Source organism: Blastocatellia bacterium (genome assembly GCA_025054955.1).
Taxonomy (GTDB): domain Bacteria; phylum Acidobacteriota; class Blastocatellia; order HR10; family J050; genus JANWZE01.
The window spans coordinates 27,438-42,943 of the sequence record JANWZE010000133.1 but is presented as its reverse complement, the minus strand read 5'-3'; the positions used below and the strand labels follow the sequence as shown (position 1 = coordinate 42,943).

Sequence of the window (15,506 nt, the reverse complement as noted above, 5' to 3'; positions counted from 1 at the left end):
CTATAGCTCACTGAATTTTTCGGTGTACTCAACCAACTTGGCTCGAATGCCCGGCTCGGTCATCGAATGGCCGGCATCCGGAATGATATGAAGCTCAGCTTCCGGCCACGCCCGATGAAGGTCCCAGGCTGAAGTCATCGGACATACCACATCATAGCGACCTTGCACGATGACGCCGGGAATGTGCCGGATGCGATCCACATGCCGGAGCAACTGATCGTCTGTCTGCAAAAAGCCACCGTGAACAAAATAGTGACACTCGATTCGCGCAAACGCCAAAGAAAATTCGTCGCTGCCAAACTTCTCAATGAGCGCCGGGTCGGGAAATAATTTGCTCGTGCTGCCTTCCCAGATGCTCCAGGCCTTGGCGGCTTCCAATCGCACCTCGGGATCATCACTGGTGAGACGCTTGTAAAAGGCCTGCATCAGGTCGCCGCGCTCCTCCGGCGGAATCGGTTTCAGATAATGCTCCCATGCGTCGGGGAAAATCCAATTCGCTCCCTCTTGATAAAACCAGAGCAGCTCTTTCCGACGCAGCAAGAAAATGCCTCTCAGGATCAGCCCCTTGACCCGCTCCGGATGCGTCTCTGCATAGGCCAACGCCAACGTACTGCCCCAACTGCCGCCGAACACGACCCAACGATCAATGTTCAAGCGCATACGAATTTGCTCAATGTCCGAGACAAGGTCCCACGTCGTATTCTCTTGCAGTTCGGCAAATGGCGTGCTCTTGCCGCAACCACGCTGATCAAAGAGCACAATGCGCCACTTCTCCGGATTGAAATACTGGCGATAGATTGGATCAATGCCCCCGCCCGGCCCGCCATGCAAAAAGACGACCGGCTTGCCCTGCGGATTGCCGCATTCCTCAACATGAATGGTATGCAACTCGGACACCTTCAGGTAGAATTCGTTATAGGGTTCAATCGGCGGAAAGAGTTCCATGTTGATGCTCCTTTGTTGAATTGAGGCAACAGACTAGCTTAAACGTCCACTCAATGCAACTAGCGTTGACGCGTTCACGCAGCTTGCGTTAAACGTCCACTCAATCCAACCAACGTTGACGCGTTCACGCAGCTTGCGTTTTGTCGCATGATTGTCTACGCTAAGCCAACCAGATTAAGCCAATCGCCTGAGAGGAAGCCTATGGATTATAAAAATAGCGTTCTGGAACTGATCGGACGCACGCCGCTTGTCAAGCTCAACAAACTCACTCGTGGCATAGATGCACTCGTGCTAGCCAAGATGGAGTCTCACAATCCTGGTGGGAGTGTGAAAGATCGCATCGGCATTGCCATGATTGACGCCGCTGAGCGTGAAGGTCGCCTCAAGCCGGGCGGCACGGTCGTCGAAGCCACCAGTGGCAATACCGGCATTGGATTGGCGTTGGTCTGCGCAATTCGCGGCTATAAAGCCATCTTCGTCATGACAGACAAGTGCAGTCAAGAAAAAGTCCGTTACCTGAAAGCACTGGGCGGCGATGTCGTGATCACACCAGTGGCGGCCAAGCCGGGCACGCCCGATCATTACGTCAGCGTGGCCCGGCGTATCGCTGAAGAAACTCCCAACGCCATACTCGTATTCCAATACGGCAATCCGGCTAATCCCGAAGCGCACTACCGAACAACGGGGCCAGAGCTGTGGGAACAAACTGACGGTCGCATCACCCATTTCGTCTCAGGCATCGGCACCGGCGGCACTATCAGCGGCGTCGGGCGATACTTGAAAGAGAAAAATCCGAAAATTAAAGTCATCGGCGCCGACCCGTATGGTTCTGTCTTCAAAACCTACAAAGAGACCGGCCGATTGACCGAAGCGTCACCTTATCTGGTCGAAGGCATCGGTCAAGAAATTATCCCGGCCAACGTCCACATGGAATACATTGACGAGATTATCAATGTCACCGACCAAGACTCATTCCACATGGCGCGACGACTCGGTCGTGAAGAAGGTATTTTCTGCGGCGGCAGCACCGGCACGAATGCCTGGGTGGCCCTGAAAATAGCCAAGCAACTTTCTAAGAACGATGTAGTCGTGTTCATCGTCTGTGACACCGGCGAACGCTACCTGACGAAGTTCCACTCCGATGAGTGGATGAGAGAGAAACGTATGTTCGGCTTCGACAAAATGACACTCGGCTTGCTGGTGCAGACCAAGGATCGAACGATGACGCCCAGTCTGGTTGCTGTCGCGCCCACTGATCTGGTCAGCGATGCCCTGCAAAAGATGAACACCTATGGCTTGTCGCAACTGCCCGTGCTGGAAGGCGGCGAATCTGTCGGCAGCGTGCGCGAAAGCCGACTGCTGAGCAAAGTCGTCAAGAACCGCGAATTGATCAACGCACCGGTCAGCGAGGTGATGGAAGCGCCGTTCCCCGTGCTCAGCGGGAACCTGGAAACGGAACGTGCGATCAGTTGTCTGAAAAACTCTCCGGCTGTGCTGGTTCAGGAGTATGGCCGGATCATTGGCATCCTCACGCGCTATGATGTGCTGGACGTGCAATCTTAGCATTTCACCGAGCGGCCGCGCCGCGTGCTGAGGCAATCCCATATTCAGCGAGTTTTCTCTGTACCCTTTGCGCCTTTGCAGTGCATCCCCGAACTGTTATCCCAACCCACCGAGCTTGCCAGCTTCCAAGCCGGTGTGTTAGGGTTTCCGCCCGTATGATTCATCCGTTTAACGGCATCTACCCGCAGATTGCACAGACTGCTTTTGTTCATGAGCAAGCAACCGTCATTGGAGATGTCCACATCGGTGAGAACAGCTCGATTTGGCCGGGCGTGGTTCTTCGCGGCGACTTGTATTTTATTCGCATTGGCAGCCACTCTAATATCCAGGACAACTCGACGCTCCATGTGGTCACAGGCATTTATCCTGTGGTTGTCGGTGACTATGTGACCGTCGGGCACAACGTGGTGCTGCATGGATGCACGGTGAAAGACCGTGCACTGATCGGCATGGGAGCTATTGTCTTGGACGGCGCTGTCGTTGAAGAACAGGCATTCGTTGCTGCCGGAGCGTTGGTTGCCCCAGGGCAAGTCATCCCGCCGCGCATGCTCGCTGTGGGCTCACCGGCGAAGGCCATTCGTCCATTAAACGACGATGACATCATGCGCATGGAAATGGCTTGCCAGAGCTATCTCTACTTGAAGGATGCGTATTTGAACGAATCCGGTCAGATGTCGAAAAATTCATAAGCCGCATCCATCGGCGCCGACGCCCAACAGGGGCATGCCGGTCGGTGATGCGCGTTCTATCATCGAGAGCTATGTCAACCAGTTTATCCCAAATGAAACGAACTCATACCTGCGGCGCGCTGCGTGCCGAGCATGAAGGACGGGAAGTTGTACTGACGGGCTGGGTACATCGCCGCCGTGACTTAGGACCACTGACGTTCATTGACCTGCGCGACCGCTTTGGCATCACGCAGATCGTCTTCAATGAAGAACGCAACGCCGAGGCACACAGCTTGGCTAAGCAGCTTCGCAGCGAATACGTGATCGCTGTGCGTGGTCAGGTTGCGCATCGTCCACCCGAAACGGTCAATCCTAAACTCGAAACCGGCGAGATCGAAGTGCTCGCCGACGAGCTCTTCATTCATAACACCGCTAAAACGCCGCCGATTCCTGTTGCGAATGACAGCAAAGCCGAGACCAGTGAGGAACTCCGACTCAAATATCGCTACCTGGACCTGCGTCGTCCACGCATGCAGCGGAATCTCATCCTGCGTCATCGCGTCGCACTGGCGATTCGCCGCTATATGGATGAGCAAGGCTTCTTGGAAATCGAGACGCCTATGCTGATTAAGACGACGCCGGAAGGCGCCCGCGATTTCATCGTGCCGAGCCGGCTTCATCCGGGGCACTTTTATGCCCTTCCCCAATCGCCGCAACTGTTCAAGCAATTGTTAATCATGGCCGGCTACGACCGCTATTTCCAAATTGTGCGCTGCTTCCGGGATGAAGATTTGCGCGCTGACCGACAACCGGAATTCACTCAATTGGACATTGAGATGGCGTTTCCCACCCGCGACGACGTCATCGGGTTGATCGAACCCCTCATGCAGCAACTATGCGCCCTGATCGGCGTCCGCGTCGAAACGCCATTTCCCCGTCTGAGCTATGCCGAAGCAATGGACCGCTATGGCAGCGATAAGCCCGACACTCGCTTTGGCCTTGAATTGGTTGATCTGACCGAGCCGTTCCGACGAAGCGCGTTTACGCCGTTTGCCGGCGCTGTTGAGCAGGGCGGTTTGGTCAAAGCAATCGTCGTGCCCGGCGGCGCCCGCTACACGCGCAAGCAGTTGGACGAACTCGCTCAACTGGTCAGGCGATACGACGTGGACGGTCTGCCTTGGATCAAGTTGGAAGAGCCGGAAACTAAATCATCGCTGATGAAATCACTCGGCGACATCGGCGTCGAAAGCATCGCGCGCGCAGCAGGAGCGCAGCGAGGCGATGCCATTCTGCTGGTGGGTGGACGCAAAGACGACACATTATCTGCTGCCGGCGCGTTGCGATTGGAGATCGGGCGACGCGAATCACTGATTGACACACGGCTGTTCAACTTTCTCTGGATCACCGATTTTCCCATGTTTGAATGGGACCCGAATGATCACCGCTGGAACGCCATGCATCATCCATTCACTTCGCCGATGGACGAAGACCTCGACCGACTGGAAAGTGACCCAGCGTCGGTACGGGCCAAAGCCTATGACCTGGTGCTCAACGGCGTTGAATTGGGCGGCGGCTCTATTCGAATTCACCGACCCGACGTGCAACAACGGGTCTTCCGCGCAATCGGATTGACCGAAGAAAGCGCGCGACAAAAATTTGGATTCCTGTTGGACGCGCTGGAATTCGGCGCGCCACCGCACGGCGGCATTGCGCTCGGACTCGACCGATTGGTGATGTTACTGGCCGGCGAGCAATCCATCCGCGAAGTCATCGCCTTTCCCAAAACAGCCAATGCAACCGATCTGATGATTGATTCGCCCAGCGAAGTCTCCGAAGCGCAACTTCAAGAACTCGGCATTGCGATTGTGCCGGCTGATGCACGGGCAATCAAGTAGGATTTTTCTCGTCAGCCTCAGCCGGCGCGGCCTGCGCCGTGTTGTTCTTGTCGGTGATTTCCGCAGCGCCCGGAATCCCCAGTTGCTCAACAAAACGAGTGAACTTGTTTTCAAAGCTCAACTGGTTCCGATTGGTATGACCACCCAGATGCAAGGCAGGCGGCTGATCCGGCTTGTTCTCAATCACGGCCCACATCCGTTCATGCGAAAAGAGGAACACCGCCACGAGCGAGGCGCACAACAAGAAGTAGCCAAAGTATGTCCAGTCCACACCCGGGTCATACTGCACCTGCAGCACATGGAATGCTGGGGTCCGCGAAAATTCCTTCAGGACAAACGTGTGTCCATCAACAGGGAGGCGGGCGACCATCTCCGCCATGGCGCTCTGCTTTTTGATCAGCTCCAACGTTTCAGCCGTGAACGCCGCCGTTGAGGTCTTTTCACCGCTTGGTTTGACGATCTCCAAGTTGGCGACGGGTCGGCTGTAATCCTGCGCTTCGGGAGCGTCATTCAGTACGTTGGCGCGGAATTTGGTGAACGTCACTTGACCGATGCCGTCAACGGTAACAGGTTTATTGCGTTCCAGCTTCACTGTGCGGACCGTGCCATCGGGCGCTTGAATATCAACAGTAACGTCGCTAGCTTCGCCACCATTAGGAGAAAAACTGGCTTGGAAAAACCGATAGCCTTCGTAATCATACGGATGGTTCAGATAGATTGTCGCTGGCTCTCGCCGACCATCCTTAATGAACGTCACGTCCGTATACCAATTGCGAAAATTGCCCTGCGCCAGCGGTCCGTCAGGATCTTTTAAGTCCACGCGAATGTTAGTGCATTCCATCTGGAACGGCAGCGTATGAGTGCGATCAGGAATGCCCAGGATCGGCGCGCCGGATATACGCATGGTATTAGTTGACTCACCCGGCGCCAACGGGATCACGCCCTCATAGCCCCAACGGCTCCCAACAAACGCCGCTGCCAAGATGATGATGACGGCGATATGAACCACAAACACCAGGAATCGGTTCCAAACACCCTTTTGACCAAAGACCGTCACGCCGGCTTCATCCCGTGTGACCTGCACCTTGTAGCGGAGCGCGCGCATCGCTTCAGTCACCCGCTCAATCACGCCCTGCTCACTGCTCAACTGAAATGAACGATGAACCGGCTGCGACCGCACAAACGACGGCGTAACCCGCACCGCCGGCTCAGCAACAAATCGCCATGCTTTAGGAAAGATGTCAATCGAGACCAGCACCAAATTGAGCGCAAACAAAATCATCAAGGTGTTGAACCACCATGTATGGTACAAATCGAATAATCCCAACGTGTGATAGAGTTGGCGTTCGGACGGCGTCAATGAGGCATAGTATTTCTCAAAGCCATCAATATTGTATTGCATGATGACAGTGCCCAAGATGGAGAAAAAGATCAGCACCAACATCAGGGTAATACCAAGCCGAACCGAACTCAGGTAGCCCAGGACGCGATCTATCAGGTTGATCGAAGGCCGCGGCGCCGCAATCGCTTCTCGTTCGACATTGATTTGGGTATTGCTTTCTGCCATCAACCTCTCTCCTTGAACGCAAAATATAGAGGGCTATCATAAGCCTCGTTGTGCAGTCTGTCAAATAGGCCGGGGCGAGAAAACGCGAGACGCTGCAAGACGCGCGCCGCCATTGTTGATTGATACGGAGTTCCGAAAGCGGGTGACAAAACGCTATTTGCTGCAAGACGCGCGCTTGCCAATTTGCTACAATGTCGCCGTCGCCAACCAAAGAGATGATCAATATGGACGCACAGTCAGCGGAGGCGCTCGTCATCGTCGCAAAATATCCCGAAGTCGGTCAGGTGAAGACTCGTTTGGCAAAGCACTTCGGTGACGAGCCAGCATGTCGCTTATATCGAGCCTTCATCCGCGACCTCGAAGCGACGTTTGGTAACAACCCGCGCCCGCTCTATTGGGCCTATACGCCCCCCTCGTCTCACTTTGCATCCGTGGTTCGCGCCGGTAGCCGTTGTTTCCCTCAAGAAGGCGCGCGGCTGAGCGAGCGCCTTCTCAATATCTTTCGGAGACTGCTTGCAGCAGGCTACCAGCGCGTAGTCGTCATGGGTTCTGATGCTCCACAGATGCGACGCGAATGGGTCGAGGAAGCATTCACAGCATTAACACACGTGGACACGGTGCTGGCGCCGGCAGAAGACGGCGGCTACAACTTAATTGGCATGAAAGAAGCTCACGATGTGTTCTCCTATGTCCCAATGAGCACAGCACATGTTCTGGCCGACACACTGGAGCGAATCCGAAAGCTTGGATTGTCCGTCCATTTGTTACCGACTTCATTTGATGTTGACGAGATCGAAGACGTAGAAAAGCTTCGCCAGTTGATCAAGCAAGACAGCGGTCATCTGATCCATACTCGCGAGGTTTTGAGGCAATTGGAAGAATGATGAAGACCGGGCATTCTGCGTTCGGATCACGCGTGATTTACGCTCAACCCTCCATTGGGAACTTAAGCCTGCTGGGGATGGGTCTGTTGGTTGTCTCTCTGAGTTGGCCGATCGCAAATTACAGCGGCAGCTACGCGGGGTTCATGGTTATCTATGTTGTTGGACTTGCGCTCTACGGAGCTGCGTGCTGGATGGTCTGGCACAACAGAAATCCTATACAGCGATCCTTGCGCATCATCCTAGTCGTGGCCGTCGCGCTCAGAATCGCTCTCCTGCTCACCGAGCCGGTTTTATCTGACGACATCTACCGCTACGTCTGGGATGGAAAGATGCAAGCGCATGGAATCAATCCCTACCGCTATATCCCCGCTGACGAAGCTCTCGTGCGCTTCCGCGATCCTGACATCTACCCGAAAATCAACCGCAAGGACTACGCTCACACCATTTATCCACCGGCAGCGCAAGTTGTCTTTTTAGGTTCATACACACTGTTTGGCAACAGCCTGCGCGGCATGAAAGTCACGCTTGTGGTCCTCGATGGGCTGGTGATCGTCATGTTGATTGCCATTCTAAGAGCCCTGTCGCTGGATGCCAATCGCGTGATTCTCTACGCTTGGCATCCGCTGCCATTGTGGGAGTTTTCACATAGCGGCCACGTTGATGCAGCCGCCATCATGTTCATCGTCGCGGCCTGGTTGTTTTGTCTGCGAGAGCGACCAGCGTTGACCGGCCTGTTTCTGGCCCTGGCCGGCTTGGTGAAACTCTATCCGTTTATTCTCGCGCCGGCATTTTACAGGAAGTGGGATTGGAAACTGCCGGTGACGCTGATGGCCGCAGTGGGGTTGGCTTATCTGCCCTACTTAGGCGTTGGCATGGGTGTGATCGGCTCGTTGCCGATTTATCTGCGAGAAGAGCGATTCATCAGTGGTCAACGTCTGTTCCCATTGGAAGTCGCGCGGTTGATCGTACCCATGCCAACAGAAGTCTATGTGGTCATGGCCATCATCGTTCTCAGCCTGCTGGCTTGGCGCGTGCTGCATCGGCAAGGAGTCCAGCAGCACGTCAACGGCAGCTTGCTCCTGATGGGGGCTTTCATGCTGCTGAGCACGCCGCATTATCCTTGGTACTTTCTTTGGCTGTTACCGTTTTTGTGCGTCAAGTTCTCCGCTGCGTGGTTCTATCTGGTTAGCGCCGCCGTGCTGTTATACTTCGTTCGGGATCGCTCCCCATCCGAGATTATTTTCGTCTGCCTGCTCTACATTCCCGTCTACGCGCTGTTGATCTGGCAGAGGAAACATCATCCTGCATGAACGTCTATGGCACAGCACAACAGTGGTGCACGGCGTTACGGAAAGCAGCTTCACTCAGCAAGCTGAACACCCATGAATTGCCAGCGCCACTCGTTCGATGTTTAACCTAACCCTCGTACAGCTTCACTCAGCAAGCCGAATACCCATGAATTGCCAGCGGTCGGCCGGGTAAAAGAAATTCCGGTACGTCGGTCGAATATGTGATATTGGCGTTGCACAGGAGCCGCCACGCAAGACCAACTGGTTGCACATGAATTTGCCGTTGTATTCACCAAGCGCGCCGGCAGGAGGTTGGAAGCCAGGATACGGGCTATAGGAACTCTGCGTCCACTCCCAGACATCGCCATACAACTGTGTCGCGCCCGGCTCCGCCACGATCGGATGCAGGTGACCAGATTCGACAAAATTGCCCTGAATCGGCTGATGGCGCGCGGCCAGCTCCCATTCAGCTTCCGTCGGAAGCCGCTTGCCAGCCCACCGCGCAAAGGCGTCGGCTTCGTAGTAACTCACATGACAGACAGGTTCATGTTCGTTAAGCCGCTGCATCCCGGCCAGCGTCATCACCCACCATGCTCCATCTATCTGCTCCCAGTAGAGCGGCGCCTTCCAACCTTTTTCCTTCACGGCTCGCCACCCATCCGAGAGCCAGAGTTCGGGACGCTCGTATCCGCCGGCATCCATGAAAGCCAGATATTCTCCATTGGTCACCAATCGCGAGGCCAACCGGTATTCGCCAACATAGACACGATGTCGAGGCGTCTCATTATCGAACGCGAAGCCATCGCCGTCATAGCCGATTTCTTCAACGCCGCCGGCATACTCCAACCAAGTTAACGGCGAGGGCGTCCGCTGCGGTTGCGCCGGCGCGTCATGATAGGCTGGTCGCAACGGATTGACGGCAAAGTTATGCTTGATGTCCGTCAGCAATAGCTCTTGATGTTGCTGCTCGTGATTCAAACCGAGTTGCAGCCGTCTCGCAAACTCCTTCCAGTGCTCCTCAGCCACTGTCTCAATCGCTTCGCCCATCTGCTCGTCCACACTGGCTCGATATGCATAGACCTCTTTGACTGTCGGGCGAGCCAACAAGCCCCGTTGCGCTCGTGGATAAAACGTGCCGACCGTCTCGTAGTATGAATTGAACAGGTAACCGTATTGAAGGTGATGAACATGATAGCGTGGCACAAACGGGACCAATAAGAACGTTTCAAAAAACCAAGTGGTATGCGCTAAATGCCATTTCGGAGGACTCACGTCAGGGACGGATTGAATGACATAGTCTTCCGTTGCGAGTGGCTGACAGAGTCGCTCGGTTTGCTGACGAACTGCCTTATAGACCAGTATGGCGGCGGCGCGCGTTAGTTCACCTGGGCAGCCCCAAGCTGATATTTCCTTGCGAGACAGTGGGACTGTTTGTGTTCGGGGCGTGCTTACTGTGTCCATCATGATAGCCTCCAATCCATCCATCTCATGCTAACCCTCTTGATGTGGCAGCCAGCGGCGCGGGCCGTTTATCTGGAGCCTTCAGAAACCTGAGAACATGCCCATACCGATGCGAGGATTCAGCATTCAGGAGCGCACCAGCGCGACCCGAAAACCAATCGTCTCATGCTGCATAAACGGAGAGACCTGCAATCGAACAGCGCACCGAAGAGACGACGGACCGTAAAGCCAAGCGCCGCCACGAGCGACTCTATTGCCGCCTTCAGGAGGCCCTTGAGGATTTCGGGTATTGCCACTGCGATAGTAGCTGACATCATAAAAATCCCAACACAACTGCCACACATTGCCAGCCATGTCATACAAGCCATATCCATTCGGTGCATAGCTGGCCACGCGCGTCGTCGGCACACCAAATGGAATCTGCCCTTCCAAATAGTTAGCGCGGCCTTTCGGGTCGTCGTCACCCCAAGGATATTTCTTACCTGTCAGCCCACCGCGGGCAGCATACTCCCACTGGGCTTCTGTCGGCAGCCGATACTTCGCTCCCGTGATCTTTGAAAGCCATTCACAATAGGCCATGGCATCTTCCCAACTGACATTCACCACAGGATGGTCAGGATAGCCGTTGAAGTAATTGCCCCATTCAGGCGGGTCGGCTGGGTACTCGCGTTTTGTCGCATCGCAGAAGGCCTTGAACTGAGCATTGGTAACGAGCACGCGCCCCATATCAAACGGATCGAGGTAAACCTCATGAACCGGCTTTTCGTCCTCTCCACCTGAGTCGCTGCCCATCAGGAATGACCCACCCGGAAGCGCCACCACCTCCGGAATTAAATACCCTCGAACGAGCACGCCGTAGCGATCACCGGCTTTTAACAACGGACGGTCCGCGCGACCACGGTTCGGAATTTCAATCGGCGTGACTTTGATCTCCGGCTTACTCGGTTGAGCCTCAGGACCGAGATCGAAAAACAGATCAGTTTCTACACCAGCCGTCACGTCTACAGTCTGCACACGGACAGGGATGCCAGGGCCTTCGATCTTGACCTGATATTTACCCACAGGGACCTCTTGCCGATGAAGCTCCTGCTGATATACGCCGATTCCTTTGACCTCAATTCGCACATGAGGCAAACTGGCGCGAACACTGAGAAACCCAATCGGTCGCCCAAGCGCCAGATTGAGGACCGTCCGCTTACCCGGCTCAATCACCACTCGGCGTTGCACAGACCGATGCCATTGTTTGTGAACCACCAGCGTATATGCGCCGGACTTCAGACCATTCAATACCAATCCACGCTCCGGCTCCGTCACCCCACGCACGACACCATCGAGCATCACTTCTGCGCCGGGCGGGTCTGTGACAACAACGAGAACCCCTTCAGCGGACGGCAGGTTGTGTTGAGCACGCAGCAACATCTGCGGCAGAAAGCAACAAACCAGTAGTAAACCTATCGTCATGACGAATGCTCGCTGCGGCCAATCCCTCATCTTGATCCCCATCAATGTCGAATCCTTTCCCATGCCGTGGCAAAATCAAAGCCAGGACTCTCCTCCGGCGTGTGGCACGATTGGCAGGCCTGCGGAGTGACGACTTTCCCGTAAGGTTTCATCGGATCAGCAATATGCTGCTGGCCGGGACCGTGACATGCTTCGCATTGAACGCTCACCAAATGAGGCGTCCAGAGCGCATGACGAAACCCTCCGACTTGATACCCCGTCACATGACAGCCGATGCACTGAGGCTCAAACTGCTGACGCTTTTCCTCCAGCGAAACGAACGCGCGAGCATGCGCCGATTGAGCCCACAGGGCATGTTCACGACGATGACACGCTCCGCATGTTTCCGCCGTCACAAAGAGGCCGGCTGCCACCGGCGTCTTCGGCCGATTCGCCATTGGCGTCAACCACCCCTTGACCGTCTGCTCTATGTCTGCGGCTGCCTTCTTCACAAACTCTTCAATAGATGGATCACTCGGAATTTTGTCGTCCAATAAAACCGGACGATCCTCAATGTTGACTACGCGGCCTTGCTGATCAACCGAGACGCGCAACTGACCGAGAATTTTTGTCTGCGGATCAGCGTACACGAGCCGAGTGCGGTCGTTCTGATAGGTGCGGGTCCACCGACTGCGCGGTATAATCACCACGTCAACTTCGGGATTCAGATCAAGCAGCTTGAACGCCTTGCTATCCGAAACATAAGCCAGCACGACCAGCAAGTCACAACGCGCCCGCGCCTCCAGAATGCTGCGTCGCGAAGCAACCAACGGGTCTTCAACGATCAATCCATTGACTGGCGCTGCATCGCGGTTGGGCTGTTCGGTCACGCCCACAACACCGACCCGCCACGTCCGTTGACCATTATCCCGCACTGGGAATCGCTCCCCCGTTAGCTCCCTGATGATATAGGGCCGTGGCGTCACATGCGCATCGTCCGTGGCACGAACGTTAGCAGAAATGAAGCGATCAATGACCGGCGTCTGTCGCCGGATGCGCTGATACGTTTCGACCTCGAACAAATCCTGCGCATAATACAAATCGCGATAAGAAAGATTGGCCACGTCGTGCTGAACCAGATCATACCCACGAACAACCCAACTGTTCCTGACAAGCATTTCGGGCGAGGGCATCTTATCCGGCAGGAGCTTATCCGAAAACATGTGGCCCGCATCCAGTTGCATCACAGCGACCCCAGGAAAATGGGCTTTGAACGCTTCAATGTAGCCGACACGCCGTGCCAGCCCCCCAGTCGGGTGAGACGGTCAGCCACAGGTTTCCAGACTGCCATCAATGTCACTGCCGTAAAATAAGGCCAGCGCAAATCCATTGTCTGTGCCCAATTCCGGCAGACGAAGGCTCATTCTGTCCTGCATCGGCTCAGGGGCGTAAGCATACCCGATGACCGTCGCCACCATGAAGATCATCAAGATGAATAAGCGAGTCTGCCTCACCAATTTTGCACACTGCCTCATAGCTTTTTCTCCGCGTAGATATTGACGACGTGGGTTGCTCCTCGTCAAGCTTTACGACACGCTCATCACGTGTGTCATAGAGGCCAAGACCAGGCTCCACCTAGCCAGCCTGGGCAACCCGGCGGTGGATATCCGTTAGCACCGAACACCTGCGACGCCTGCCACCGATGGATCAATACCGCATGCGCAATGCAATCAAATATCCGTTAGCACCGAACATCTGCGACGTCTGCCACGCCGTCTTGCTGATAGGACTCTCAGTAAAATCGTCTCTGTTCAACCGTCGCAACGATGCAGCTCACCAAAAGCTAACACCTCAACAAAAACAACCGGCGCACATTGGTTGCAAATCAATTCATAGGAACTGGGCTTAAGAGCTGGCGCTCAGCCATCAACGTCAGTCAACTCCCGAAGTCAACATGAGTCACCTGGTGTTTTCATACCTATCTGGCCAGCGTCACTATTCCGCGTTGTCGAATCTGAAGTTTCAATTCAGATGAGTCAACAGGTTTGGAATCCCCATCAACAAAAAGGAGCCGACAATCTTCAGGATTGACGGCTCCCTGTAGGCATCATCATCCCAGTGAAAATCCGACCAGCCAGTGTGTCATTTCTTTGGCAATACAGAATCCTTCAAGGATTTGGCAATACGAAATTTCAACACCGTCTTGGCCGGGATTTTGATCTCTTCACCCGTTCGAGGATTCCGGCCAATACGAGCTTTCCGTTTAGCCAGAACAAGCTTGCCGAGGCCCGGAAAAACGAATTGACCGGAGCGCTTCACTTCTTTGGCAGCCAGTGAAGCGAGGTTATCAAGAAGTGTTTTGGCATCTGCTTTCTTAATGCCTGCCCCAGTCGCAACATGCTCGACTAATTGTGCCTTAGACATTGGTTTCTTTTCAGCCATGTTGTCTCCTTTGAATTGAAGTTTTAACCACCACCAATCACAGGGGGGACAGAAGTATACAAAAAATCATCCAGTTTGCCTACGTAATCCACGATAAAGATGGGAAAAAAGCCGTCGCTTCTTCAGCACTCGGTGTTGCCCCAACGGTTCAGTCTCTCATCCAGATCAAACGTTAATAGATGCGAGGAATCGAGCATTGTCTTTTGTCTTGCTCAGTTTTTCTAACATTAACTGCATGGCTTCAACATGCGACAACGTGGTCAACACGCGCCGCAGGGCGATCACTCGTCGCAAGGCTTCCGGGTCAAGCAAGAGTTCTTCTTTTCGCGTCCCTGATTTGTGAATGTTAATGGCCGGGAAAATGCGCTTATCAACCAACTCGCGGTCCAGATGCAGTTCCATGTTGCCTGTGCCTTTGAACTCCTCAAAAATCACATCATCCATCCGCGAGCCGGTGTCAATCAACGCCGTCGCTAGGATCGTCAAGCTGCCGGATTCTTCCAGGTTGCGGGCCGCGCCGAAAAATCGCTTAGGCTGCTGCAATGCGGTGGATTCAACACCGCCAGACAAGGTTTTCCCCGACCGTTCGGAGATCGTATTGTGGGCGCGCGCCAGTCGCGTCAACGAATCGAGCAGGATCACCACATCGTGCCCATACTCAACCAACCGTTTGGCCTTCTCCAAGACAATCGAGGCAATATGCACATGACGCTCGGCTGGCTCGTCGAAGGTTGAACTGATGATCTCTCCTTTAACCCGACGCTCCCAATCAGTCACTTCTTCAGGTCGTTCATCAATCAGTAAGACGAACAACGTGACCTCTGGATGGTTGGTGGTGATGGATGTGGCCACCGACTGAAGAATCATCGTTTTGCCGGTGCGCGGCGGTGCAACAATCAGCCCACGTTGCCCCTTGCCGATGGGCATTAGCAAATCAATCACTCGCCCAGCCAGATTTTGCTGAGTTGTCTCCAATCGCAACTGTTCTTGCGGATAAAGTGGCACCCAGTCTTCAAAGGCCATTGTTTCGAGGCGCTTTTCTGGTTGCTCAAAATTGACCGAGTGAATGCGCACCAGCGCGAAATACTCTTCTCCATCGCGTGGCGGGCGGCACTCGCCTCTGACGATGTCCCCGGTGCGAAGCTTAAACCGCCTGATCTGCGATGGGGCCACATAAATATCTTCTGGGCTTGGCAAGTAGGAGTTGTCAGGCGAAAGAAGAAAACCATGCCCCTGCGGTACGACCTCCAAAACCCCCTCAATCGGGATGATATACTCCCCTCTAGATGCAGATGGCACAGCCACCGCCTGTTGTCCGCGTGTATTCGTTCTATAAGCTGCTTCCACCATAA

13 protein-coding genes are annotated in these 15,506 nt (G+C 54.5%); 5 read left to right on the top strand and 8 right to left on the bottom strand.

The annotated features are described in order from the left end of the window. Complete coding sequence (pip, locus tag NZ823_16490; protein ID MCS6806726.1) at positions 1-951, bottom strand: prolyl aminopeptidase; 951 nt, start codon at positions 949-951, stop codon at positions 1-3. A 195-nt stretch (positions 952-1,146) separates the two neighbouring features. Here pip and NZ823_16485 point away from each other — a divergent pair, with 195 nt between their 5' ends. The 3 genes from NZ823_16485 to aspS all read left to right on the top strand — a co-directional run bounded on the left by NZ823_16485 (position 1,147) and on the right by aspS (position 5,071). Beyond that, positions 1,147-2,508, top strand: coding sequence for a cysteine synthase (locus tag NZ823_16485; protein ID MCS6806725.1), 1,362 nt, complete (start codon positions 1,147-1,149; stop codon positions 2,506-2,508). Between the two features lie 155 nt (positions 2,509-2,663). Continuing rightward, the gene (locus NZ823_16480) at positions 2,664-3,197 is read left to right on the top strand and encodes a gamma carbonic anhydrase family protein (protein MCS6806724.1); all 534 of its coding nucleotides are present in this window, start codon (positions 2,664-2,666) and stop codon (positions 3,195-3,197) included. A 92-nt stretch (positions 3,198-3,289) separates the two neighbouring features. Continuing rightward, the gene (gene aspS, locus NZ823_16475; protein MCS6806723.1) at positions 3,290-5,071 is read left to right on the top strand and encodes an aspartate--tRNA ligase; all 1,782 of its coding nucleotides are present in this window, start codon (positions 3,290-3,292) and stop codon (positions 5,069-5,071) included. On the opposite strand, the gene NZ823_16470 is transcribed toward aspS, so the two are convergent. Continuing rightward, complete coding sequence (locus tag NZ823_16470; protein MCS6806722.1) at positions 5,064-6,638, bottom strand: cytochrome c biogenesis protein ResB; 1,575 nt, start codon at positions 6,636-6,638, stop codon at positions 5,064-5,066. The genes aspS and NZ823_16470 overlap by 8 nt on opposite strands. A gap of 224 nt (positions 6,639-6,862) precedes the next feature. Here NZ823_16470 and NZ823_16465 point away from each other — a divergent pair, with 224 nt between their 5' ends. Together NZ823_16465 and NZ823_16460 are read left to right on the top strand one after the other, a co-directional pair. Then, positions 6,863-7,522: a TIGR04282 family arsenosugar biosynthesis glycosyltransferase gene (locus NZ823_16465; protein ID MCS6806721.1), complete on the top strand. Its 660-nt coding sequence runs from the start codon at positions 6,863-6,865 to the stop codon at positions 7,520-7,522. A 143-nt stretch (positions 7,523-7,665) separates the two neighbouring features. After that, positions 7,666-8,832 carry a hypothetical protein gene (locus tag NZ823_16460; GenBank protein MCS6806720.1) on the top strand — a complete coding sequence of 389 codons (1,167 nt, stop codon included), beginning with the start codon at positions 7,666-7,668 and terminating at the stop codon, positions 8,830-8,832. Positions 8,833-8,955: 123 nt separating this feature from the next. Here the strand turns inward: NZ823_16460 and egtB are convergent, their stop codons facing one another. From egtB to rho, 6 genes are all read right to left on the bottom strand, one after another. Next, positions 8,956-10,275, bottom strand: a complete 1,320-nt coding sequence (gene egtB / locus NZ823_16455) for an ergothioneine biosynthesis protein EgtB (protein MCS6806719.1) — start codon at positions 10,273-10,275, stop codon at positions 8,956-8,958. A 123-nt stretch (positions 10,276-10,398) separates the two neighbouring features. Beyond that, positions 10,399-11,733 (bottom strand): SUMF1/EgtB/PvdO family nonheme iron enzyme, encoded by a 1,335-nt coding sequence (locus NZ823_16450; protein ID MCS6806718.1) that lies wholly within the window; start codon positions 11,731-11,733, stop codon positions 10,399-10,401. A 41-nt stretch (positions 11,734-11,774) separates the two neighbouring features. Further along, entirely contained in the window at positions 11,775-12,935 is a 1,161-nt protein-coding gene (locus NZ823_16445; GenBank protein ID MCS6806717.1) for a hypothetical protein, read from the bottom strand. 102 nt (positions 12,936-13,037) lie between these two features. After that, complete coding sequence (locus tag NZ823_16440; GenBank protein MCS6806716.1) at positions 13,038-13,247, bottom strand: hypothetical protein; 210 nt, start codon at positions 13,245-13,247, stop codon at positions 13,038-13,040. A 607-nt stretch (positions 13,248-13,854) separates the two neighbouring features. Further along, complete coding sequence (locus NZ823_16435; GenBank protein MCS6806715.1) at positions 13,855-14,154, bottom strand: HU family DNA-binding protein; 300 nt, start codon at positions 14,152-14,154, stop codon at positions 13,855-13,857. A gap of 165 nt (positions 14,155-14,319) precedes the next feature. Continuing rightward, complete coding sequence (gene rho / locus NZ823_16430; protein MCS6806714.1) at positions 14,320-15,504, bottom strand: transcription termination factor Rho; 1,185 nt, start codon at positions 15,502-15,504, stop codon at positions 14,320-14,322. Positions 15,505-15,506 lie beyond the last annotated feature (2 nt).